General features: G+C 49.8%; 25 protein-coding genes and 1 pseudogene. 6 read left to right on the top strand and 20 right to left on the bottom strand.

Going from position 1 to position 21,563, the window contains the following annotated elements:
• Positions 1-25 precede the first annotated feature (25 nt).
• Positions 26-1,337, bottom strand: a pseudogene (locus tag AC5SXE_RS04430) (glycine/betaine/sarcosine/D-proline family reductase selenoprotein B).
• Between the two features lie 13 nt (positions 1,338-1,350).
• Positions 1,351-2,634, bottom strand: a complete 1,284-nt coding sequence (locus AC5SXE_RS04425) for a glycine/sarcosine/betaine reductase component B subunit (protein ID WP_493916731.1) — start codon at positions 2,632-2,634, stop codon at positions 1,351-1,353.
• A 156-nt stretch (positions 2,635-2,790) separates the two neighbouring features.
• On the opposite strand from AC5SXE_RS04425, the gene AC5SXE_RS04420 reads away from it, so the two are divergent.
• Together AC5SXE_RS04420 and AC5SXE_RS04415 are read left to right on the top strand one after the other, a co-directional pair.
• Entirely contained in the window at positions 2,791-3,300 is a 510-nt protein-coding gene (locus tag AC5SXE_RS04420) for a sugar diacid recognition domain-containing protein (protein WP_493916730.1), read from the top strand.
• Positions 3,284-3,955 carry a PucR family transcriptional regulator gene (locus AC5SXE_RS04415; RefSeq protein WP_493916729.1) on the top strand — a complete coding sequence of 224 codons (672 nt, stop codon included), beginning with the start codon at positions 3,284-3,286 and terminating at the stop codon, positions 3,953-3,955. Before AC5SXE_RS04420 ends, AC5SXE_RS04415 begins: the two co-directional genes overlap by 17 nt.
• A gap of 383 nt (positions 3,956-4,338) precedes the next feature.
• On the opposite strand, the gene AC5SXE_RS04410 is transcribed toward AC5SXE_RS04415, so the two are convergent.
• The 4 genes from AC5SXE_RS04410 to AC5SXE_RS04395 all read right to left on the bottom strand — a co-directional run bounded on the left by AC5SXE_RS04410 (position 4,339) and on the right by AC5SXE_RS04395 (position 7,261).
• Positions 4,339-5,196 (bottom strand): REP-associated tyrosine transposase, encoded by an 858-nt coding sequence (locus AC5SXE_RS04410; protein ID WP_493916728.1) that lies wholly within the window; start codon positions 5,194-5,196, stop codon positions 4,339-4,341.
• 111 nt (positions 5,197-5,307) lie between these two features.
• Positions 5,308-6,069: a hypothetical protein gene (locus AC5SXE_RS04405; RefSeq protein ID WP_493916727.1), complete on the bottom strand. Its 762-nt coding sequence runs from the start codon at positions 6,067-6,069 to the stop codon at positions 5,308-5,310.
• Positions 6,026-6,952, bottom strand: a complete 927-nt coding sequence (locus AC5SXE_RS04400) for a M20/M25/M40 family metallo-hydrolase (RefSeq protein ID WP_493916726.1) — start codon at positions 6,950-6,952, stop codon at positions 6,026-6,028. Before AC5SXE_RS04400 ends, AC5SXE_RS04405 begins: the two co-directional genes overlap by 44 nt.
• A 135-nt stretch (positions 6,953-7,087) precedes the next feature.
• The gene (locus tag AC5SXE_RS04395; protein WP_493916725.1) at positions 7,088-7,261 is read right to left on the bottom strand and encodes a hypothetical protein; all 174 of its coding nucleotides are present in this window, start codon (positions 7,259-7,261) and stop codon (positions 7,088-7,090) included.
• A gap of 69 nt (positions 7,262-7,330) precedes the next feature.
• Between AC5SXE_RS04395 and AC5SXE_RS04390 the strand changes: the two genes are divergently transcribed.
• Positions 7,331-7,531, top strand: a complete 201-nt coding sequence (locus AC5SXE_RS04390) for a hypothetical protein (RefSeq protein WP_493916724.1) — start codon at positions 7,331-7,333, stop codon at positions 7,529-7,531.
• Positions 7,532-7,630: 99 nt separating this feature from the next.
• Here the strand turns inward: AC5SXE_RS04390 and AC5SXE_RS04385 are convergent, their stop codons facing one another.
• From AC5SXE_RS04385 to AC5SXE_RS04370, 4 genes are all read right to left on the bottom strand, one after another.
• Positions 7,631-7,894 (bottom strand): hypothetical protein, encoded by a 264-nt coding sequence (locus AC5SXE_RS04385; protein ID WP_493916723.1) that lies wholly within the window; start codon positions 7,892-7,894, stop codon positions 7,631-7,633.
• Positions 7,888-8,517, bottom strand: a complete 630-nt coding sequence (locus AC5SXE_RS04380; protein ID WP_493916722.1) for a hypothetical protein — start codon at positions 8,515-8,517, stop codon at positions 7,888-7,890. Before AC5SXE_RS04380 ends, AC5SXE_RS04385 begins: the two co-directional genes overlap by 7 nt.
• Positions 8,518-8,643: 126 nt before the next feature.
• Positions 8,644-9,204, bottom strand: coding sequence for an endonuclease III domain-containing protein (locus AC5SXE_RS04375; RefSeq protein ID WP_493916721.1), 561 nt, complete (start codon positions 9,202-9,204; stop codon positions 8,644-8,646).
• Positions 9,170-9,352: a hypothetical protein gene (locus AC5SXE_RS04370; RefSeq protein WP_493916720.1), complete on the bottom strand. Its 183-nt coding sequence runs from the start codon at positions 9,350-9,352 to the stop codon at positions 9,170-9,172. Before AC5SXE_RS04370 ends, AC5SXE_RS04375 begins: the two co-directional genes overlap by 35 nt.
• Before the next feature lie 266 nt (positions 9,353-9,618).
• Between AC5SXE_RS04370 and AC5SXE_RS04365 the strand changes: the two genes are divergently transcribed.
• The gene (locus AC5SXE_RS04365) at positions 9,619-9,756 is read left to right on the top strand and encodes a hypothetical protein (RefSeq protein ID WP_493916719.1); all 138 of its coding nucleotides are present in this window, start codon (positions 9,619-9,621) and stop codon (positions 9,754-9,756) included.
• A gap of 144 nt (positions 9,757-9,900) precedes the next feature.
• On the opposite strand, the gene AC5SXE_RS04360 is transcribed toward AC5SXE_RS04365, so the two are convergent.
• Entirely contained in the window at positions 9,901-10,236 is a 336-nt protein-coding gene (locus AC5SXE_RS04360) for a hypothetical protein (protein ID WP_493916718.1), read from the bottom strand.
• A gap of 161 nt (positions 10,237-10,397) precedes the next feature.
• Between AC5SXE_RS04360 and AC5SXE_RS04355 the strand changes: the two genes are divergently transcribed.
• Positions 10,398-10,796, top strand: a complete 399-nt coding sequence (locus tag AC5SXE_RS04355; RefSeq protein ID WP_493916717.1) for a hypothetical protein — start codon at positions 10,398-10,400, stop codon at positions 10,794-10,796.
• 37 nt (positions 10,797-10,833) lie between these two features.
• On the opposite strand, the gene lipB is transcribed toward AC5SXE_RS04355, so the two are convergent.
• A complete protein-coding gene (lipB, locus tag AC5SXE_RS04350) occupies positions 10,834-11,511 on the bottom strand; it encodes a lipoyl(octanoyl) transferase LipB (RefSeq protein ID WP_323720690.1) in 678 nt (225 codons plus the stop codon).
• Between the two features lie 250 nt (positions 11,512-11,761).
• Between lipB and AC5SXE_RS04345 the strand changes: the two genes are divergently transcribed.
• The gene (locus tag AC5SXE_RS04345) at positions 11,762-13,075 is read left to right on the top strand and encodes an SH3 domain-containing protein (RefSeq protein WP_493916716.1); all 1,314 of its coding nucleotides are present in this window, start codon (positions 11,762-11,764) and stop codon (positions 13,073-13,075) included.
• Positions 13,076-13,280: 205 nt separating this feature from the next.
• Here AC5SXE_RS04345 and AC5SXE_RS04340 read toward each other — a convergent pair whose 3' ends face one another.
• From AC5SXE_RS04340 to lpdA, 8 genes are all read right to left on the bottom strand, one after another.
• Positions 13,281-14,501: a dihydrolipoamide acetyltransferase family protein gene (locus AC5SXE_RS04340; RefSeq protein WP_493916715.1), complete on the bottom strand. Its 1,221-nt coding sequence runs from the start codon at positions 14,499-14,501 to the stop codon at positions 13,281-13,283.
• Positions 14,502-14,515: 14 nt separating this feature from the next.
• A complete protein-coding gene (locus AC5SXE_RS04335) occupies positions 14,516-15,520 on the bottom strand; it encodes an ATP-NAD kinase family protein (protein WP_493916714.1) in 1,005 nt (334 codons plus the stop codon).
• A 34-nt stretch (positions 15,521-15,554) separates the two neighbouring features.
• The gene (locus AC5SXE_RS04330) at positions 15,555-16,373 is read right to left on the bottom strand and encodes an SDR family NAD(P)-dependent oxidoreductase (RefSeq protein ID WP_332635749.1); all 819 of its coding nucleotides are present in this window, start codon (positions 16,371-16,373) and stop codon (positions 15,555-15,557) included.
• Between the two features lie 15 nt (positions 16,374-16,388).
• A complete protein-coding gene (locus AC5SXE_RS04325) occupies positions 16,389-16,886 on the bottom strand; it encodes a VOC family protein (RefSeq protein ID WP_332635748.1) in 498 nt (165 codons plus the stop codon).
• A gap of 84 nt (positions 16,887-16,970) precedes the next feature.
• A complete protein-coding gene (locus tag AC5SXE_RS04320) occupies positions 16,971-17,945 on the bottom strand; it encodes an alpha-ketoacid dehydrogenase subunit beta (protein ID WP_493916713.1) in 975 nt (324 codons plus the stop codon).
• A 17-nt stretch (positions 17,946-17,962) separates the two neighbouring features.
• Entirely contained in the window at positions 17,963-18,922 is a 960-nt protein-coding gene (gene pdhA / locus AC5SXE_RS04315) for a pyruvate dehydrogenase (acetyl-transferring) E1 component subunit alpha (RefSeq protein ID WP_303881044.1), read from the bottom strand.
• Positions 18,923-18,973: 51 nt separating this feature from the next.
• A complete protein-coding gene (lipA, locus tag AC5SXE_RS04310) occupies positions 18,974-19,855 on the bottom strand; it encodes a lipoyl synthase (RefSeq protein ID WP_493916712.1) in 882 nt (293 codons plus the stop codon).
• A gap of 27 nt (positions 19,856-19,882) precedes the next feature.
• A complete protein-coding gene (lpdA, locus tag AC5SXE_RS04305) occupies positions 19,883-21,277 on the bottom strand; it encodes a dihydrolipoyl dehydrogenase (RefSeq protein ID WP_323720696.1) in 1,395 nt (464 codons plus the stop codon).
• Between the last annotated feature and the right edge of the window lie 286 nt (positions 21,278-21,563).

Below are 21,563 nucleotides of genomic sequence, written 5' to 3'. Positions count from 1 at the left end.
ACCGATTAAAGTAGACCCCGCTGGGTTAGGATTCGAATATTGTCTGTTCGGATATATCTGTCTGCAAAGCCTTTAAAGCCCGAAGCACGAGTTTTCTTCTCGTCTTTTTGTCCTCCTCTGGGCCTGCCTCGGGGTTGCCAACAGGATGAGGTATGGCAACGCCCGGCACGATCCGATTGGCCCCCACGGTAAGCATTATGGGCACTATCGTCGCTATCTGGGCAACGGGGATTTTGTGCCACCCTTTCTATTTCCCTCGTCATCGATGCGCCGCATCGCGTGCACGTCCCTCAGGTGGAGGTCAAAATTACGCCGTCCACACCTGCTTCTTTCAGTTCGCGGCCTATCTCTTGGCCAAAGCGCTCGGCGTTCGCGACTGACGTCCCCGTTCCTGTGGTCGTGTATAAATAAAGATGAAGTTTTCCAAACACCCCTTCCCCTTCAAGCTCCCTCATGACGTCTAAGGGCACTACCACGTCGGGGTCTAAGTTTGCCCACATCCGGTCGTATCCTCCGTGGATCGACTCAAATTCGTCGGGAGTCAAGTCATCCAGCCTCGAGATGTCGTATTTGGCATAACTTTCGGCCGAGGAAACGCGAAGCCTGTCGGGGTTGCCCCTAGGCACGATCCCGCCCGATGTGACCAAGGCTATGGTTGCATGTTTAATGTCCTTGATCGGAGGCGCTGGAGGGATCTTTTTAAAGGCGGGCATCTCGTATTCCGTGCGAAATTCTTGCCCTGCGATTTTTTGAAGCAGCATGTCGATGGCCCGAAGCGATCCTCTTTTTTCCTTGAAGAAGTTCTTGCGTATGCCGCGGTGGATGTAGCCTTCTTCGTATGCAGGGCCGAGCAGCTCGCCTTTTAACAGCTTAAGGCCGAGGCGCGCCATGCTCGTCAACGCCTGCTTCATGCCCCTGGCGCTGCCCTCGGTTTTAACGATGAACGTTTGGGCACGGTACAGCTCAACGCCCGGGTTTTCGGGAAACATGCCCGTTAGGGAAGGTATGCCTAAGCTTTGCGTTACGGCAGCACATATGTCGCCACAGGCCACACCGTAGCGACCGGCGTTGAAAGCCGGACCTGCGATGAAAAGGTCTGGTTTTAACTCTTCGACGATCTTCAAACACTCGACACGGGCTTTTTCGATGTGCTCGGCGTAGCAGCCGTCGCCGCAGATAACGGTGCCTATTACCCTTGCTTCGTCGCCAAATAACCTTTGAAGCTCAAGCCCCGGCCCCACGGGACCTTCGACGAGCTCGGGCTTGAAATCGGCAACTTCCTCTCCTCCCTTTCCTCCGTAAAATTGGTTTATGTAGCAAACCACGCGGTAAGACATCGCACTTCCCCCCTTATACCCACTCGCAGCCGACCTGGCTGTAGCCAATTTCCACCGTTGAGCCGATGACGGACTGAAGCTCAACGTACATGGAGCCGTCTTCCAGCAAGGATTCGGCAGAACCGCCCGAAAGCAGGGCTATTGCCTTGGCGTCGCCGATCACCTTTTGCACCGGCGGGACGACGATCATCTCGTTGACGTTTCCCGTCGACACAAAGGCATTCATCTCGGGCGTCGCGTCCGCCAAGCTCTGGCTTTTGCCGTCCGTGCCCGCTGCTTCGTCTGAGATGACGACCGTCCTGATGCCGGCTTCTTCGAAATATTTGGCCGTAAGGCAAAGGTCGGTATCGGGGTTGCCGTAACCTTCCTCGGTTATGACTGCCCCGCTAGCGCCAAGCTCTGCTCCTATGGCGGCGCTCATCCTGGCGTTTCTTTCCTTTCCCGCCAAAACGGTGCTTTCGGGCGAGATCACCACGCCAAGGAAGTTAATGTCCTTGCCGTGGCGCTCGTACAGGTCGCGCACGACGGGGTTATTTACGTGGTGATAGGTCGTGTTTTTGTCGCAGGCAGAGACGCAGTTTCCCGACACGACGGCGCCGTCTAAGACCTCGTTTGGGTGAAGCAAGAAAGGAAAGCTCATCTTTACGTCCGTGCCGTAGACGTAGGTATCGTGAAGCAGCCCTTGGGCTATGGACATGCATACGTAAAGAATCTTTGGAAGGCCCGGGAATTTCGCGCTTTCTTCAGCGATCGAACCCTTTTCGAAGGTTGCCACCTCGTCTGCCTTTGTGCCCATGCATGCCCTGGCCAAGTATGTGGCAAGCTTTAATCCTGCGATACGCAGGGCAGCTTCGTATTTGTGCTTATCCAGGCCATCGGTCGGCTCTACGACGAGGACTACGTTGTTAGTTTCAGAAAAGGGCGTGTAGCGTGCTCCTTGGCCGCTCATGTCGATGAAACCCTCCTGGAAGGCCACGATGGACCCACAGGTCACGACCGCAGCGCCGTCAAGCACAAGCGTTGCGCCCCTTCCTGTCCTTTGTAAAGGGGCACAAAAGCCGGGGAAGTATTCCTTTCCGCCCGATAACTTCACCCTCGGTTGGATGCAGTCCTTGACAGGGATTATCCTTATGCTTTCGCCAGGCCTTGCAAGCTCAAGGTCGACCTTGGCGAAGGCGTCGTCTGTTACCGCCTCTAAAGCGGACGCCTTATCTACGTACAAGACTCCTTCTTGGACCTTGGTGACGTCGTCCCAACGGATGTCGCGCACCTTTACCTTATGCAACTTTAGCTGCATGACAAGCCCTCCTCATGCGTAATGACTTAAAGATATTGTAAAATAGCGATGCTCAAAAAACATTGGGTGATAGCATAAATATATATGCTATAATTATTTTTATATAAGGCGGATGCATAATGCATTTGCCATGTCTCTGAGATAGAGGTGTGTTAAATGTTAAATCAGGTGGCACAGGATATTGCCGTCACGGTAAGCGACATCATCGGCCACGGAGTCCTGGTGACTGACGACAAAGGGGTCATAATCGAGTGCGACGATGTGTCTCGAATCGGAGTTTGCCACACACCGTCTCTTGAGGTAATGAAATCAAAGAAGTCCCTCGTGACAACCGAAGCCGAGGCCTCAAAGATGTCCGGAGTAAAACCTGGCTTCACGCTGCCGATCTTACTGGCTGAAGAAGTTGTCGGGTCCATCGCCATAGCAGGCGACCCCGATGAGGTCAAAAAGTTCGGGTTGCTCGTGCAAAAGCAGGCTGAAATAATGTTACGGCAACAGGCCCTCATGCAGCAGAACATGCTTCGCGAAAAGGCGCTCTGCGATTTGGCCGAAAGCATAGCGTCCTTCAATCCTGCGTACGGAAACGAGACGCTTATTTTGCTGCAGGGCGAAGAGCTCGGCTACGACCTTAAAACTGTGCCGCATAGCGATGATCGTAGAGCTTGAATCCTACGTCGGCGAACAAGTGGGATCCACGATGCGCCGTGTGCTGGACCGCTTAAAAGTGGCCTTTCACCATCCCAAAAACGTCTTCTGCCCCTTAAACAGCTTCTCTGCATGCGCATTCCTCGTAAACAACCGCAAACTTGACGACGACAAATTTGAACGTTACGTCTTCGCGCTGTGCCGCTCATGCATGAGCTTGCTTTCCAAAGAAGGCATTGCCATCTCGATCGGCATCGGGCAACCAGCTAAAGACATCGGAGAGCTTGCCGAATCCTACAGGAGGGCCAGAGAGGCCTTGACCCTGGGCAAAAAGATTTGCCAAAAAGGTGAGAGCTGCTTTTCTGCAAGCGACATCATCATGGAATGCGCCCTAGCGTCCATCCCTTTAAAGAAACAAAAAGACTTCGTTGTGCAAATCCTTGGCAAACTGACAGCTCATCCCGATTCTAATCAGCTCATCGAGACCTTTTGCGCCTGGTGCTACCATTCATTCAAGACGAACGAAGCCGCAAAAAGCCTGTCGTTGCACCGAAACACCCTTCTTTATCGCCTCAAAAAGTTAGAGTCCATCTCCGGCCTTTCCCCCTGGAACTTCAAGGACTGCATGAAGCTTGCCACGGCAATCTTCCTCAAATCCTTGGGGTCAGATCTTTAGTTTTGAATTTTTATTAGCCCATCGGGTAACTATCAGGGTCAGATCTTTAATCTTGAAAATATAATGTAACGGACTAATATTTATCGCAGCTATATGTTGGCATCATGGTGATAATTACAAGGAGGAATTGTAACCAGCGCGGTCATTTTTAATGTATGGACTGAACCTTCTCAAACATACAGCGTATCTCATAGGCTTACCTTGGGAAATGCATTTGACGCCGGGGGGTGGACATACAATATCGTTAACGAAAACTATATCAAATATGACCGCTGCATATTCAAGCTTTATGTGCTTAAAATTAGTATTTGTTAAATCAAAGGAATAGCAAACAATGAGGAAAATCAAAAATAAAGACCTGACCCCCACGGGCAGGCTCAAGTTTAGGAATTGCTGTCCTTTTGTTTTAAGATTACACTAACGGTGGAATAATGAAGGCCTAAAAACCTTGCAACTTCGGTTTGCGTGTAACCGTGTACGCGGACTGCCTCGTAAATTTTGCCGTTTCGCTCACGCTTATCATCAATCTTAATATTGGCAAATAGCTCCTTCAAAGTTGGACGTGCTGCCTTTCTTTGATAGATCGGATACTCGTTATCCTGTTGATAGTTGTCTAACAAAGGCTTCACAGCATCAAGAAAATTTTCGCTGCCAAGCACTACCCCGCCTTTGAGTTCTTCCCACGGGCCTGTTTTGCCATCATTTGCCACGAAAGCCCGATATAGCTGTCTTGCCCGCTCGCTGTTTTTGTCAAATTGATCCAGCAACCAGCTAGTATGCAAAAAGGGTGGAGCGCCTTCAATCCCCGCTGTCGCCCTGTAGCTACTCCAGGGCCAATCCTCTGGTCGCTTTACGAATCCCGCCCTCACGGGATTCAGCACAATATACCGAGTCAACTCAAGCAAATGACTGTCACGCTCTACCAGTATAGACTTATACCTGCCCTGCAGTACATGACCAACTCGATCGTGATTGCGATTGAAATATATCGTATACACACAATTGAGGTAATGCATCCCCTTTGAAATGTTAGCGTCCGGTGTTTCAACTAAAAGGTGGTAATGGTTATCCATTAAACAGTAAGCATGACACAGCCAATTGTATCGCTCGATGGTCTTGCCGAGCATACCCAAAAACATCGTGCGATCCTTGGTGTCGAGGAAAACGTCGTTTCTCGCGTTTCCGCGACAGGTAATGTGATATATTGCCCCCTCGAATTGAACCCTCAATGGTCGTGCCATGTATCAAATATACTACATATTTTACTTTTGCACATACATGAACACTACGAAAGTTGATCATTGCGATTTACGAATTTATTCTAGTAATGTGAGTAAAATACGAATTCAAAACTAAAGACCTGACCCCAAAAGTATTAGAAACTGTCGCAGCAGCTGAGGCAGCTCGCCCAGGGCGTAATCCCGCTCCAGCCTTTCAAGCCACGTATGCGCTCCCCTTCCCAGCGGCCCCAAGTTTATTATGGGCATGTTAAGCTTTTCCATCAGATCAAAGGGAAGGTCGTATATAACGCCCCAACCGGGGGTGTTTTCCTTCAAGGTCTGCCTTTCGTCTTTGTCTATCTCGCAACCTATGTAGCTTAAGTCGCACAAACCCCCAAAGGCGGGACACTCCATCAAAGGCCTGCCAAAGACGTTTTCGGCGTAAGATACCGTAGCCTCGACAGCACGATTAAAGCGCAGTTCCACTTCTGTCCGGCCGTAACTTGACCGATGGGGCATAAACGGAGGCAGAAACCCTATTATGATGGCAGGCTCTTTTTTGTCCCGCCAGGACATCTCCCATTCAAGTAAGGCAATGCCTTGCTCCCTTAAGTCCTTGCCTGATGATTTGAGCTTTAAGGCCATCTCGCGTTCTGCCCTTTCAAAGTCGCCGGGGTAGTTGCGGGCCGCCTGACGGCGAAGGTCCGCATAGTCAATTATCGAAACGTCGCCTCTTTCCCGTGCCGCTCCAGCGTAGCCAAAATTCTTCATTTCCTTATAGGAAGCGTCGATGTAGTCTAAGGCCCTTTTTGCACCCCTGGCGGTAGCCTCCTTAAATAGCCCAAGCACGTCACCGGGCGTTCGAGTCACGGTAAAGACGTTGAAGTAGGCCATGCTCAGGTGGGGAATGGAAACCGAATAAATTTCCTTCTGCCTGCATCTGTCGGTTGAGCGCAAAGGGCGGCAAGGTAACGCTTGCACCAAGAACGTCTCGAAGCTCGGGACGGGCTTCAATCTCCAGGTCGATGAAGTCCTGCAAAAGCGACGCGCTAAGGCCGCCAAAATAGCTGCCACCGTGTGCTTCTTTCCCTATGACGTAGGCCATTACCAGGGCCTTTCCCATGGTGCTTAAAAAATATCCCGGCCCTGAGGCACCCGGAAGGCCGGCGTCGGTTGGCTCGGTGTTTACGGCGCCGATAAAGTTCAAGCCTTCCCGCTCGGCCAAATCAACTAAAAAGGGCAAGGCCGAAATCATACCCTGGCTTGATCCTTCCTCGTCAAAGACCAAGGCAACGACAACATTTACGCCAAAAAGCGAAGGATCACGGGCAAATTCTTTGAGCAAGTCAAGCTCCAGGGCCACGCCGCACTTCATGTCCATGACGCCACGGCCAAAGATCCAGTTGCCGCTTTCAAGGTCTGCCCTTGCCTGCCCATCCATGGGCCGGCTCGCCATAACCTGCATCAAAGCTTCAGGGTCAAAGGCCTTGTCCGCCAAATCTCCATACACCTCAGCTCCTACCACGTCTAAATGTCCGATGAAAAGGACGGTATCTGGCACATTCAAAAAAGAGCGAACCAAGGCAACGACTGAATGGCGATGGCCGTCAGGGCCGGGCACCAAATTTAAGTGGCCTGGATGTTCCATGAAGTAGCGTTCTTGCTTCAGGCTATCATATATGTGCCTTGCTATCTCGACTTCACCGTCGGAACCCGTGACGCTTGGAATGCGAACAAGCTTTATCAGCCCTTCGTATATGCGATCTTCCACAGACATTGATGTAGCATCCCCTTTGCATGTAAAGTCCGCCTCACTTTAGTTAAAGGCCGCTTTCCCTTGAAGCCACAAGTTTAGGGGCTGCATTTCTCGCAGGCCTTGCATGGGCGGTGTGAAAATCTTTTATAGGTATTGTCATTGAACACGTTCTTTCGCAGTTGGTTTTAGACGCTTTAAGGAACATTCGCTTTGTTCGACGCCTATGCTTGGCCTGCTTGGCATCATGAAGATCAAGGGCACGGCCGCGACGAAGGCATATGGCAATGGCCAATAAAACACGATGGCGTAGCCTCTGAGAAGGGTCGCCAACGGTCTGGACGACCAGCGTGGCTATGGTGACGCTTAGCAGCGCCACCGATTTGGCGAAACATGCCTCTTATGCCCGTTATGGTGGCAGCCTTGTCGGGAAGAAGCTCAATACAGGCGTTGTTTGCTGTCGGTGACAACACCCCCACACCCACGCCCAACAGAAAGCATGATGAGGTACAAGAAAGAGCACGCTTGCAGGCTCCAAGCCCAAGAAATACAAGCCTGCACAACGGTACGCCGCTGTCGCCAATGATAAGCGGCCAGCGATAGCCCCATCTTCATTATGTAAGATGCTGGTCAGTAACCGAGGCTATTATCATGGCCACCGACCTGGGCGTAAGGAGCAGGCCGCACTCGGAGGGCGTCATGTCATAGATCGCTGTAGCGTACGTAGGAATAAGTGACAGCACGCCCACCACGGCACCACCGTAGATGAGGTTGTACAAATTGGCTGCAACGAAGGGCTTTCTTTTCAAGGATATCGAGGTCCAGGATGGGATCCTTCGAACCCTTATGTTCATGCCTTATAAAGCAAGAAGCCATAGAGATCACCGGACGCCACGAAAGGACGGCCATGCCCACCCCTTTAGCCGCTGAGCCGTAGCCCAAAAACGTCAGCCCAAGCATCAGCATTGCAAGGCCACCACCCCGCCAACCAACCCGGCGCCGAGGAAGTCTATACTACCCCTTTTTCGCTCGTCTGCCGGAAGCAAAAGAACGGACAAGGCCATCAGCAAGACGACGACTCCCATGGGCAGGTTGATCATGAAGACACGGACCTCCAGCCGAAGGAACCTACCAGCCATCCACCCACGTTCGGCCCGATGATCTGGCCTATTGGAAGGATGCTGCTGAAACAGCCCGATCATCTTTTGCCTCGACTCGGGAAATTCCTCGGAGATTATGCCGACGGCCGACGGCATGAACCCCCCGCCTCCGAAGGCCTGAATGCAGTCTGAAGAATACCAACAGCCCGACGTTTTTGACAACAGGCGCACGGCAGTAGAGGCAGACGACGAAGAGCACCAAACACAACTATAAACGTAGACTTTCTGCTGAACACGTCGCTTACCTTGCCGATTATGGGCATCGTAACGGTAAAGCCCAGCTGGTAAACGCTTATGATCCAGCCCGCAATTGTAAGCGGCACTCATGAAATAAGCCGTGATTATGGGAAAAGCCACGGCAATGGACGTAGCGCTGATCGAAGAAAGCATCAAAGCCACGCTTACCGTAGCAAATATCATGTAGTTCAATTTGACACGCCTCCGTTGATAAAAAAGCAAACCGCCCCTTTTGGCCGAAAGCCATTTAAGGCGGTTACGCAACTTTCACTATTATAACAAATATAACAAAATTATTACAAAAAGCGTCCTCTGTATTCAGGCCGAAGCCTTATGGCTTTGCCAAAATTCTGCCACTAATAGGACAAATCCCTTAAAAAGTCCACAGATGTTACCGAAGACTGCTCTTGCTTTACCGCTGTAAAACCGCTTTGCATGCTCAACTAACAGGGCGTGATATTCCTGATAAATAGCGACATCCTCGGGCAGGTTTGACTCAAACAGATTTTTAAGTTCCATGTAGCCTGCTTTTCTTTCGGCAAGGCCCAAGGAAGTAACGATGCGCTTCGTGTAGGCATCTATGACGAACTCAGGCCGTTTGTAGGCGTAAAGCAAGATCGAATCGGCCGTCTCGTTTCCCACGCCTTTGACGGACATAAGCTCCTTTCTGGATGGCGTCCTCCCCTTCAATACCACGAAAAAGTCGGCCATTTCCCTCAAATAAATCGCCTTCTGGTTGAAAAACCCTGCGGGCCTTATGGCTGATTTAAGCGCGTCCAAGCTTAAGGCAAGGATTTTATGAGGGTTCAACGCATCGATGCCCCTCAAATTTTCAAGCGCCCTCTCAACCGACGTCCAGGCCGTGTTTTGCGTGAGCACCGCCCCTGACGATGATCTCAAAGGCCTCTTCTTCGTTTCTGGGATATCCGTAGTCTCCCTGGTGGTAACTTCCTGCAACGGGCCACCATCCCTGTGGGCCGTAAGCATCAAGCAAAGCCTCGTAAATCGCAATTATCCCTTTGTCCATAGCATTATTCTACCAGATCCATCGGCAGGCCGAACTTATGGTAGCGTAAAATATTTGTAGGATATTTTTAAGGGAAAAAATAAGGGGACCGCGAACTTATCCGCTGATAGACAGAATAAACAAATGTAGTTAAAATACGGTAAATAAAGGAGGTATGGACTTATGAATTTTCAGGAAAACACATTGGCCCTCATCTGCGGAGGAGGACCCGCACCGGGCATCAACAACGTAATAGCTTCAGTCACCATAGAGGCTCGCAACAACGGTTGGGACGTACTTGGGCATCTGCGATGGATTTTCACAGCCTTGCTACGGCCAACAAAAAGGTCATCCCCCTTACCATCGACAAGGTCAGCCGCATCCACAAGGAAGGCGGAAGTATCATCAGGACCTCTCAGATTTAACCCCACCAAAAGCGAGGCGATCCATGCGCACCGTTGTGGAAAACCTAGTAGACCTGGGCGTTACCCACATCGTCACCATCGGCGGGGACGACACGGCCTACGCTGCACTACAAGGTCTCGGAGTTCGCTAGAGAAAGGCTGGGGTTAAACATCCACTTCGTCCACGTCCCCAAAGACCATAGATAACGACCTGCCTTTGCCGGAGGGCCTGCCCACCTTCGGCTTTGAGACGGCCAGGGCATTGGGTGCGGAACTGGTGATGAACCTCATGGAAGACGCAAAGACCATGGGACGCTGGTTTCTGGTGGTTACCATGGGACGCGTCCAGCGGGCATTTGGCCTTAGGTATAGGCAAAAGCGCAAGCGCCACACTCTACAATCATACCAGAGGAATTCGAAAGCGAAACCATAAGCCTGCAACACGTCATCGACATAATGAGCGGCGCCATCATAAAAAGGCTCGCCCTCGAGAAAGATCACGGCCTCATTGTGGCCGCCGAGGGCCTGATATCGAAGGTGTCCTCACAGGAACTTGTCAGCCATCGACTGCATCGAAAAAGACGACTTCGGCCACGTCCGATACGCCGAGATCAACTTCTCCGACGTGCTTAAAAAAGCAGCTCAACTGCGAGCTAAAAAAGATGGGCATTCCCATATCGGTCCAAAACAAAGAGATCGGATACGAAGTAAGATGCGCTCCCCCAAACCCCTTCGACGTAGAATACACGCGCAACTTAGGCTACGGAGCCTTTAAGTTTTTGGCAGACGGCGGCACCAACGCAATAATAACGATACAAAATAACCAATTAACCCCTATCATGTTCGATGACATCGTAGATCCCACGACAGGCAAGATGAAGATAAGAACCGTTGACATTAACTCCCTGCAGTACCGCATAGCCAGAGAATACATGATCAGGCTCACCCGGGATGACTTTGAGTCAAAATTCTTCGTCAACAAGATGGCCCGCATCGCCAACATGACGCCCCAGGACTTCATCGAAAAATACGGTTATTTGGTTGGGCTGGAATCGGAGTGACGACAAAAAGCCCGCAAAACCGCTGCCAATTTGCTGTTTAATTGCTTTCAAGCCACTTTCTTGAAGCTTCCTTAAAGTTGGTGTCAAAGACCACTGAGAAGTTATCCTTTACCTTTTCCATCACTTCGTCAAAGTTTACGTCTTTAACGAAATCGTCAAGGGAGACAACGGAAAACTCGGTTATTCCGCAGGGATTTATGAAGTTGAAATGGTCTTTGTTTACTTTTACGTTGAAGGCAAAACCGTGTGTCGTTATCCATTTGGCCACGGCTATGCCGATGGCTGCAATTTTTTTGTCGCCGACCCAAACGCCCCTGTATTTTGGCTTTCTGCCCGCCTTTATACCGTAATCTTTTAACACATTGATTATGACTTCCTCAAGGCACGTGACGTACCAGGGAAGGTCTTTTTTCCAATTCTTCAAGTCAAAGATCGGGTAAGCCACGATCTGCCCCGGACCGTGATAGGTTATATTTCCTCCCCTGTTCGTCTCATACAACTCTATCCCCGCGGTTTTAAGATATTTTTCATCGACGAGCAGGTTTTCCTTCCCGCCGGACCTTCCTATGGTAAAAACGGGCTTGTGTTCGAGCAACAAAAGTATGCCGTCAGCTTTTCCTGAAACAACCTTGTCAAAGGCTTTTTCCTGCAAAACCAGTCCTTCGCCGTAGCCTATAAGTCCCTTTAAGTTAACTACGAAGCATCGTCTATTCATGAAACAAACACCTCACGATACGAGATATATAAAAAATTTAATGATCGACCCTCAGTAACTTCAGTGGCTTTATACTTATTCTACACCTGTATGTATGAACGATGTCTTGGCCAAAAGTTTGCTTGAAAAAACTTGCAAATTTTCCTAAAATGCAGTAACGACGGCTTAACTGATGACAAAGAAAATTTTTTTGCATCAAAACAGGCGCCATTGTTACTTATTTCCTTTGAAAGGCGGTGAAGGAAGGCAAATGAAAAGTTATCGCACGAAATTTATTGTAGGTCTTCTTTTAGTTTTATGTTTTTGTCCCCTGAAAGCTCTGGCCTTCGAAAAACTGACGCCGAAGGTTTCACAAAACCCCTTTTACTATCTAAAAAGTGACTATGCCATGCCTTTGCTGTCAAAGGATGAGCAAAACAACCGCGCAAGTGGCGCAAAAGACCGGTTTTTCCTGCCCTGGTCCGGAGATTTCAGGCATTCAAAAGACGACCTTTTGTGGCCCTTTAACGCTTACTTGCCCGGCAAGGTTTACGGGGAAAATGAAAGACCGCGAGAAAAAAGGTGGTTTGACGAAATTTACAGCAAGGCGCACATCGAGGCATTTAAAGATATAAACGCACCGGGCATAACCATAGCCGAAGGCTCGCTAAGGGCCTTTCCCACTCATGATCCGATATTTCTGTCACCTGAACTTTCGGGCGAAGGGTACCCTTTCGATTACGGGCAAGTTTCCCGGGTGAACCCCGGAGAACCGATTAGAATCTCTCATTTCAGCCGTGACAATTCGTTTGCTTATGTGGAGACCTCCTTTGCCGCAGGTTGGATTGACTCCAGAAAAATCGCTTACGTTAACGAAGGCTTCATCGATAGATACATGCCTTTGCCGCTTGCGGTAATAGTAAAGGACGACAAAACCGTCAGCAAAGGAAACCTTTTTATCTTCAACGTCAAAATAGGGTCCCTTTTTCCTCTGAATGAAGAATTATTATATGATCTGGAGCTTTTGGTGCCAGCGGGCAAAGACGAGGCGGGGCTTGCAACGCTTGAGGCAGTCCGCTTGCCGAGGGACTTTGCAAAAAGATGGCCAATTGAATTTAGTCAATGGAATGCCGCCTCCTTGATAGACGAGATGATGGGTGAAACCTACGGCTGGGGAGGAATGTACGGCAAAAGGGACTGTTCGGCAACTACGAGAGATTTCTTTTTGCCCTTCGGCATATGGCTGCCAAGAAATTCAAGTGCACAGGCAAAAAGCGGGACTTTCATTTCCCTTGAAGGTCTAACGCCTCTTCAAAAAGAAAAGGCCATAAAAGAGGGTGGGACTCCCTTTGCAAGCATATTATACAAACCCGGGCATGTAATGTTGTACGCTGGATCTTACAGGGGAAGGGTCGTCGTGTTTCATAACCTGTGGGGGCTAAGGACCAAAAGCAAAGGTGTGGAGGGACGATACGTTATAGGCCGGTCGGTCTTGAGCACCCTTGACGTTGGAAAAGATTTACCGGACATAGATCCCGATGGCCTGTTAATCAACGCCATAACGGGGATGACAATCCTCCTTTAAAATTTAGCGGCAAGTTGCTGGGGCAATTGACGAAAAAGGGCTTAAAAACTGCAACTTTGCCCGATTAGCGCTACTTTAAAGGGGGGCGCCTGCCTCCTGGCACGCGATTTTGACATGTAAATAAGTGTAGGGACTTTGAGCTTAAATTTTTTGTCCCTACACTTATTTTTCTTGCTCTAATTTTCCTTGCTTTTTGTCTGAACTGCTATTTCAGTGACGTCAAAAGCATGAAGGGGTTTTCGATCATTTCCTTTAATTGCCTCAAAAATAAGGCTGCCTGTGCTCCGTCAACGATCCTATGATCAAAGGTCAATGACAAGGTCATCACCGGTTTAATTACGATCTCTTCACCGCAAACGCAGGGTTTGTCTTTCATCTCCCCAACCCCCAATATGGCACATTGCGGGGGATTTATTATGGGCGTGAAGTCCCTGATCCCAAACATGCCAAGGTTTGTTATCGTAAAGGTACCGCCTGTAACCTCGTCTACGGAAAGTTCGCCCTTTCTGGCCTTTTCTACCAAGGCATCTCCTTCTGAGGCAATCTGAAACATATCTTTGTTCCCAACATCTTTTATGACGGGGACTATTAGGGCGTCTTCTATTGCAACAGCAAGGCCTATGTTTATTTCATCAAGGAGCACCACTTCGTTTCCGTCCAGGTAGGAGTTAAGCATTGGGTGTTCCTTCAGTGCCAGGGCGCACATTTTCATCAATATGTAATTGTAGGATAGATTTAGACCTTTTTCCTTAAAAAGTGTCCTTAAACTTTCACGCATGTTTTTAAAGGAGGAACAATCCACATCGGCGTTTAAAGTGACCATGGGGGCGTTTTGCCAGCTAGCGCTCATCCTTTCCGCAATTACCTGGCGTACGTCCGACAGAGGAATTCTTTTAGGTTCTGCCGCTTTAACTGCCGGCGATGGCGCTGGAACGGCAGCTTTTTGCCGTTCTATGAAATCCAGTACGTCTTGTTCCACGATCCTGCCCTTTGGCCCCGTGCCCGTTACCAAGGCCAAATCGATGCCATGCTCTTTTGCTATTTTTTTGGCTATGGGAGTAGCTCTAATGAACACCTCTTCTGCTGCTGGTTTGGGTGCTTCCACTGCCGCCGGTTTAACTTCTTTGACTTCTTCCTTAGCCTCTGCGGGAACGGCTACCTCCTCTAAAAGCTCGCTTATGTCCTCGTCGGGGGCCGCTATTATCGCCAAAGGAGTTCCGATAGGGACCTTGACACCAGGCTGGGCTAGAATCTTTCTTATCACGCCGCTTTCTGCGGCCTCCACCTTGTAGGTAATCTTTTCCGTAGAAACCTCTAAGATCACCTCGCCTTTTTCTACCTTGTCGCCTTCCTTTTTGTGCCATTTAGCTACTGAACCGGAAGTCATAGTAAGGCCAAGTTTAGGCATTGTAACAACTAAAGCCATAAAAATCCACCTCCTTATTTGCTGCGACCGATCAATCCTTTATTTTGAACGGCAAGCCACATCGTCCTCTCAATGTCTATGACGCGAGGGCCATTGTTGCTCAAGCGTACTGAAGCTTTTCTGCCCGGCAAGATTTCGACCTCCCTTTCACCATCAAGGGCGATGACGGCCGGGTTTATATCAAAACCTATCTCGTCTCCAAGCGAGATCTCATTAAACTCAAGGACTCGTACAGGTTTTATCAGCCCCGGGGCGACGGGAGCCGTCACCTCGAAACCTTCCTTTGAGCCTTCCAAAGATCCCAATACTATGTGCAATCCTTCATCTTCGGCAAGATGCCGCTGCAAGATCATGCCCCCTACAGAAGACAGGCCTATGTTGCTTGGTTTGGCTTGCGTCAAGACCAGCTCTTTGACCTTGCTCATGTCCCATATGGCCTTTGATCCCAAGAATATATCGTCATAAAGGGCGGCATCCACCAGTGCAAGGTCTCTTAACTCGCCATCGATCAGGATATCCAAGCGTTTTGTCGGATATGTAGCCTCTTCGGCGGAGACGGTGCCCGCGGCGACGTAGCCTGCCGCCATGCCGGCGATGGTGCCTTCCACCATGCTGGGAAAGATGTTATTAGTCCCAGTTGACACGGGCATGAAGGGAACGGAAATGCTTCCCTTTGCCACCGCACGATTGGTACCGTCTCCTCCAAGCACGATGATACATTTAGCGCCCTCTTTTTCGAGCAACTTTGCAGCCAAGGTAGAGTCGTCCTGCGTTCCCTGGCAATACATTTTTAAAGGCTCTACGCTCATTTTAAGGCGAACGTGCTCCAACGCCCTGGGAACTATACCGAAGTAATCGGGCATGTAAAGCACCTTATCGACGCCCGTTGCCTCAAGCCCCAGCAGTATGCGCCTCGCAATGTTTACCTTTTCTATGTTGTCAAAGACCGAACCGTGAGCGACTAGCCTCCTGATGTCCTTTCCCGAAGCCGGATTTGCGATGATCCCAACTAGCGTCAAATATATCGATTCCCCTTTCTAGTCAGATTTAATCTTAATACGCCATCGACCCTCCATCGACGTTGACGGACTGGCCTGTCACATGTTCCGAGTAAATGAAAAATAATGCTAATTTCGCCATATCCTCGGGCGTTTGTTCAATACCCTGGGGTATCATGGTAGCTATGTTTCTCGCAAATGATTCATCCCAGGTTTCGCCAGGTTGCTTCCATACATCGGCCAGCAAAGTCCACATCTGAGTACGAACTATACCTGGACATATGGCGTTGACTGTAATGTTGTCCTTGGCAAGCTCCTTGGCCAAGGAATTAGTAAATCCCACAACCGCAAATTTAGATGCGCTGTAATGGGGAAGACCAGGAAATCCGGATTTCCCTGCAATGGATGATACATTTATTATTCGACCCCATTTATTTTTCTTCATGTGGGGAATGACCGCTTTGGAGAAAAGAAAGACGCCCTTTGCGTTTACGTTCATCGTCAAGTCCCATTCCTCTTCTTCTAAATTTTCGACGTTGGAAACCGTTATCACTCCCGCAGCGTTGACCAAAATGTCTATGGAACCTAGTTCATCCACGGTGCGCTTTACGGCCTGAGTGACTTGATCAGATTTGCTCACGTCGGCGTTTATGGCGATAGCCCGCCTGCCGAGTGCCTTTATCTCCTTTATTGCATCCTGGGCAGCCGTGTAACCTTTGATTTCCTTCGTGCCGTAATGGTTGTAAGGGCTGTCAAGGACTTCGGCTTCGACGATGGCGATATCAGCCCCTTCTTTCGCAAGGGCAAGCGCAATGCCCCGACCGATTCCTCGCCCTCCTCCCGTAACGATTGCAATTTTTCCCTCCAGGCTCATTTACCTTACCCCCCTTTAGGAATTCTTGGGATAGGTGTCCTCGGGTTCGGGGAATTCCCATCCTTCAGGCTGGTCATAAAGCTCCACGATCGTGGCCAAATCTTCCCTGGTGTCTAGATAGGTGTAAGTAAAACCAAACCATGTGCCGCCTTGAATTACACCCACTCCCCTCTCTTTGGCCAGTTCCATCGCCTCTTCGTAGTTTCTAACCCCCAGCGCTACATGGTGAAGGCCCTCGCCGTGTTCCTTCAAAAATTCCGCGTAAATGCTTTTGTCATCCAAAGGTTGTATGAGTTCCCACTGTACGTTACCTATCTCTGCCAGGGCAAGCCTCATGGCGTAATCTTCTCTTTTTCCTCGCAGAATCATGTCTTTCACTGTATTGGGATCAAATGTATAGACCTTCCAAGGCCCAATGCCCCACTTGTCCCAGTAGTTTTTCATGGATTCCTCGAGATCCTTTACCACTACTGCCACTTGAAGTACCTGGTTGAAAATTCCTTCTTTTGCCATCTTACTCTCCTTCTCTTTGCAACTTAAAAGAGGGGACGTCTTAAGGTTCGCTCACAACACGCCCCCTCTTTTGCAATACAAACGTTACGCCATGACCTCTTTTATTGCGGCAATTATCTTTTCCGTGCTTGGGATGTATGCTTGTTCAAGCACGGGGCTAAAGGGTACCGGCGTAAAGGGAGCGCCAACACGTTTTACCGGCGCATCCAAGTAATCAAAGGCTTCTTCGGCAATCATGGCAGCGATCTCGGCACCGGGACCTGCAAACTTGACGGCCTCGTGAACTACTACGACCTTGTGCGTCTTTTTAACGGAATTAATGATCGTCTCGTTATCCAGCGGCTGCAGTGTCCGCGGATCCACGACTTCAACGCTGATACCTTCTTTTGCAAGTTCCTCGGCAGCTTCCAAGGCCTTGTAAACCATGGCCATGGTGGCTACGACAGTTACGTCGGCTCCTTCTCTTTTGACGTCTGCCTTGCCTAGGGGTACGGTGTAAATTTCTTCGGGCACTTCTCCTTCGATATCGTATATGAACTTATGCTCTACAAAGATCACGGGGTTGTCATCTCTGATGGAACTTATCAAAAGACCCTTAGCATCATAAGCGGTGGAGGGAGCAACTACCTTTAAACCCGGAACGTGCATAAACCACGCCTCTAGGGATTGCGAGTGCTGTGCTGCCGCAGAACCTCCCGCCCCACAAGCCATTCTTATGACCATGGGAATCTTGGCCTTTCCGCCGAACATGTAGCGCATCTTGGCAGCCTGATTAAATATCTGGTCCATGGTGACGCCCACGAAATCCATGAACATTATTTCAGCTACAGGCCTCAGTCCCGTGGCCGCGGCGCCCAGAGAATTGCCTACTATGGCGCTTTCTGTAATGGGGGTATCTACAACCCGCTCAGGGCCAAATTCATCTATCAACCCGGCCGTTACCCCAAAACAGCCGCCGAATATGCCAACGTCCTCGCCAATCACATACACGTTGGGGTCGCGCCTCATCTCCTGACGCAGGGCCTCATTTATTGCAGCTCGAATCGTTAACTTCCTCATCCTCATCGCCTCCTCGCTCACGCGTATACGTCCTCAAGGACTTCTTCCGGAGATGGCCACGGGCTTTCTTCTGCGAACTTAACGGCTTCTTCGATCATTTCGGATACTTCCGAGCGAATCTTCTCCATCTGTTCTTCCGTCATTATTCCCATTTGAGAAAGTGTTGCTTCAAATCGCGGAATCGGGTCTTTTTTCCTCCATTCCTCGACTTCCTCATCGCTGCGGTAGACTGTCGGGTCGCCCTCAAAGTGGCCCCTGTAGCGATAGGTCTTGCACTCGATCAGAGTCGGTCCCTCTCCGGAGCGCGCACGCTTGACCGCCTCTTGGACGGCCTCGTAAACCGCCAATACGTCATTTCCGTCAACGACGAGTCCGGGAATGTTGTAAGCAGCAGCCCTGGCGGCCACATCGGGAACGTTCATCGATTTCTTCTGCGAAAGCGATATGCCGTAGAGGTTGTTTTCGTTGACGAATATGACCGGCAGCTTCCATATGGAGGCCATGTTTAAGGCTTCATGGAAGGTTCCCTGGTTTGACGCGCCGTCTCCAAAGAAGCAGGCCACCACGTGATCTGTGCCCTTGTATTTCGCAGTAAATCCTGCTCCCACAGCGATGGGGAAACCGCCACCAACTATTCCGTTTGCACCCAAGATCCCAAGCTCGACGTCTGCTATATGCATTGATCCGCCCTTGCCCTTGCAGTATCCCGTGCGCCTGCCGAAAAGTTCGGCCATCATGAGCTTCAGGTCGCCGCCTTTTGAGATCAGATGGCCATGTCCTCTGTGGGTGCTTGTGATGTAGTCTTCTTTGCGAAGATTTGCACACACTCCGGTAGCTACGGCCTCCTCTCCTACGTAAAGGTGAACGAAGCCGTAGCATTTGCCTGCGGCGAAAAGCTCCGCCACCTTCTCTTCAAAGTTCCTGATGGTCAACATGTTTTTGTACATCCACTGTAACTTTTCTTTTTCTACAGCCATGGAGACCCCTACCTCCTTTTGCTTGTAATTTTTTTAGCCAACAAAGGCCAGTTAAATGACTTTATCACCTCCCTTTTTAAAGGCTTTTTCATAGCAAATATCCGCCCTGTATGAGCTTCGAACCAAAGGCCCTGCAACCACGGACTTAAATCCCAACTCATAGGCTTTTCTTTCGTATTCTTCGTATTGAGCGGGGGAAACGTACTCCCTCAGTGGGAAGTGATGTGGGGACGGTTGCAGGTATTGTCCTATCGTGAATATATCGCATCCGGCACTTAAAAGATCTTCCATGACTTGGACTACTTCGTCGAAACGCTCGCCCAGACCGACCATTATCCCGGACTTGGTCAAGATATGTGGAGCTATTTTTTTGGCCTTTTCTATGAGGTTAATGCTTCTTTCGTATATGGCTTGTGGCCTTACCTTCGGGTAAAGTGATGGAACAGTTTCGACGTTATGTCCTATAACGTCCAAGGGAGCTTCAAGCAAGCACCGCAAAGCTTCCCAGTTGCCGCCAAGATCTGAGACCAAAAGCTCGACTTTCGCACCAGGGTTTAATTCCTTTACCTTTCTTACGACAGATGCCATGTGAAAGGCGCCGCCATCGCTCAAGTCGTCGCGCGTGACGCAGGTTAAGACGACGTATTTGAGCTCCAGCGTACGGCAAGCTTCGGCTACCCTTAGGGGTTCATTTTGGTCCAAGGGCATGGGCTTTCCGTGTTCTACGGCGCAAAAAGAGCAATTCCTGGTGCATACATCCCCCATCAGCAAAAAAGTCGCCGTATGGGAGCCAAAGCAATCTCCTGCGTTTGGACAGTTGGCCTCTTCGCACACCGTGTGAAGCGACAGGCCCTTTATAAGTTTTTGCATTTCATCAAGGACACCTTCGGCAGGTGCCTCTATTTTTAGCCAGTCCGGAAAATAACCTTTCAACTTGCTACCCCCTCCGCCAAATAGCTTTTACGCCTTGGGGAAGTGGATCGCCTTTCCTTGAAGTAATAGGGCCGCTTCCTTCAAAGCCTCTCCGACGGTTGGATGGGCGAAGATCAAGTTTGCAATCTCGTCCGCAGTAGCTTCTAACATGAGCGCCATGCCGGCGGTGGATATGAGCTCCGTCGCGTTGGGCCCCAAGATATGCACTCCTAAGACTTTTTCGTATTTTTCTTCAGCTACGATCTTTACCATTCCTATTGCTTCTCCAAGGGTTAAAGCCCTTCCATTGCCTACCATGGGAAAGCGTGATACCTTTATCGGTATCCCCGCGTCGAGGCAATCGGCCTCAGACATCCCAACCGAGGCGAGCTCAGGCTCTGTAAAGATGCACGACGGAACCGCCGTGTAGTCCATTGCGCGCACATTCCCAGCTATGTTTTCCGCGGCCACTTCACCTTCGGCCATCGCTACGTGAGCAAGCATAAAGGGAGAAGCGCAATCGCCGATGGCGTAAATGTGAGGAAGATTTGTCTTCATGTATTTGTCCACAACGACGCGGCCTCGCTCGGTCTTTATCCCTATGTTTTCCAGGTTTAAGGCACTGGTGTCGGGAAGCCGCCCGGCAGCCAGTAAAACGTTGCTGACTTCGACCTTTGACGTCTTTCCCCCTTCGCCTTCAAGCGTGACGGTCAAAATATTGCCTGATTTTTCGATCTTCGTGACCTTCGTTGACGCATGAATGGCGACTCCTTTGAAAGATAATATTTCGTGCACCATAGAGGCAAGCTCCTCGTCGATGTTCGATAAAATCCTGGGCAAAAACTCAACCACCGTCACGCTGCAGCCAAGGTTAGAAAACAGCGTGGCGAATTCGACGCCAATCACTCCGCCGCCCACTATGAGGATAGACGAAGGAAGCTCATCGATGCAAAGCGCATCATCGCTGGTCAAGACGCCCTCGCTCCGCAGCCCTTCTATCGGTGGCAGTGAAGTCCTTGAGCCGGTTGCTACGATGAAATTTTCGCCATTTATTTTTGTGGTTGACCCTTGCTCGTCTGTTACTGCAATGACGTGGGGTTCTACAAAGGAAGCCTCGCCGTATATTATTTCGATACCCCAAGATTCCAGGATGGCTTCTACGCCATCCGTTAGCTGTTTTACCGTGTCTTCCTTTCGCTGCATGAGCGTTTTCCAATCAAACGAAACGTTTTCGACTGAAAATCCATATTCTTGAGCTTTCTTGAAGCTATCACGAATGTGAGATGCATGAAGCAAGACCTTTGTGGGAATACATCCCCTATTGAGACAAGTCCCGCCAATTTTTACTTTCTCGATCAATTTCACGTCGCATCCTAATTGGGCCGCTCTAATAGCCGCAGTATAACCTCCTGGTCCGCCTCCTACTACGATGACATTCGTCACGACAACTCCCCCTTTGCAAGAACGATTAACTTTCCTCTCCTCATAAAGTTTAACGCCGCTGTATTTTATAAGTCCTAATATTCACATTTTGCTGCAACCACAGTAACCAGGGTTTTTAGCTGACCAGTTCACTTATTTTATTTTATGACAGTATTTTAAAGTTTAAACGTCTTTTAGCCTAATATACATTTGTTAGTGCACTGTAATATATATACTACCGCTAGTTTCAAAAGCCTGTCAAGAACCGGTTAAGTTTTTTGAAAGCCCTACAATGCAGGTGGCCCTG

This window comes from Acetomicrobium sp. (assembly GCF_059026225.1).
This window is presented reverse-complemented; position numbering and strand designations above follow the sequence as displayed.

Bases quoted from the DNA above. Each gene is read 5' to 3' on its own strand.
- AC5SXE_RS04425 (WP_493916731.1), bottom strand. From the start codon at position 2,634: ATGCAGCTAAAGTTGCATAAGGTAAAGGTGCGCGACATCCGTTGGGAC.
- AC5SXE_RS04420 (WP_493916730.1), top strand. From the start codon at position 2,791: ATGTTAAATCAGGTGGCACAGGATATTGCCGTCACGGTAAGCGACATC.
- AC5SXE_RS04415 (WP_493916729.1), top strand. From the start codon at position 3,284: ATGATCGTAGAGCTTGAATCCTACGTCGGCGAACAAGTGGGATCCACG.
- AC5SXE_RS04410 (WP_493916728.1), bottom strand. From the start codon at position 5,196: ATGGCACGACCATTGAGGGTTCAATTCGAGGGGGCAATATATCACATT.
- AC5SXE_RS04405 (WP_493916727.1), bottom strand. From the start codon at position 6,069: ATGGCCTACTTCAACGTCTTTACCGTGACTCGAACGCCCGGTGACGTG.
- AC5SXE_RS04400 (WP_493916726.1), bottom strand. From the start codon at position 6,952: ATGTCTGTGGAAGATCGCATATACGAAGGGCTGATAAAGCTTGTTCGC.
- AC5SXE_RS04390 (WP_493916724.1), top strand. From the start codon at position 7,331: ATGCCCGTTATGGTGGCAGCCTTGTCGGGAAGAAGCTCAATACAGGCG.
- AC5SXE_RS04385 (WP_493916723.1), bottom strand. From the start codon at position 7,894: ATGCTGATGCTTGGGCTGACGTTTTTGGGCTACGGCTCAGCGGCTAAA.
- AC5SXE_RS04370 (WP_493916720.1), bottom strand. From the start codon at position 9,352: ATGGACAAAGGGATAATTGCGATTTACGAGGCTTTGCTTGATGCTTAC.
- AC5SXE_RS04355 (WP_493916717.1), top strand. From the start codon at position 10,398: ATGGGCATTCCCATATCGGTCCAAAACAAAGAGATCGGATACGAAGTA.
- lipB (WP_323720690.1), bottom strand. From the start codon at position 11,511: ATGAATAGACGATGCTTCGTAGTTAACTTAAAGGGACTTATAGGCTAC.
- AC5SXE_RS04345 (WP_493916716.1), top strand. From the start codon at position 11,762: ATGAAAAGTTATCGCACGAAATTTATTGTAGGTCTTCTTTTAGTTTTA.
- AC5SXE_RS04340 (WP_493916715.1), bottom strand. From the start codon at position 14,501: ATGGCTTTAGTTGTTACAATGCCTAAACTTGGCCTTACTATGACTTCC.
- AC5SXE_RS04330 (WP_332635749.1), bottom strand. From the start codon at position 16,373: ATGAGCCTGGAGGGAAAAATTGCAATCGTTACGGGAGGAGGGCGAGGA.
- AC5SXE_RS04325 (WP_332635748.1), bottom strand. From the start codon at position 16,886: ATGGCAAAAGAAGGAATTTTCAACCAGGTACTTCAAGTGGCAGTAGTG.
- AC5SXE_RS04320 (WP_493916713.1), bottom strand. From the start codon at position 17,945: ATGAGGAAGTTAACGATTCGAGCTGCAATAAATGAGGCCCTGCGTCAG.
- pdhA (WP_303881044.1), bottom strand. From the start codon at position 18,922: ATGGCTGTAGAAAAAGAAAAGTTACAGTGGATGTACAAAAACATGTTG.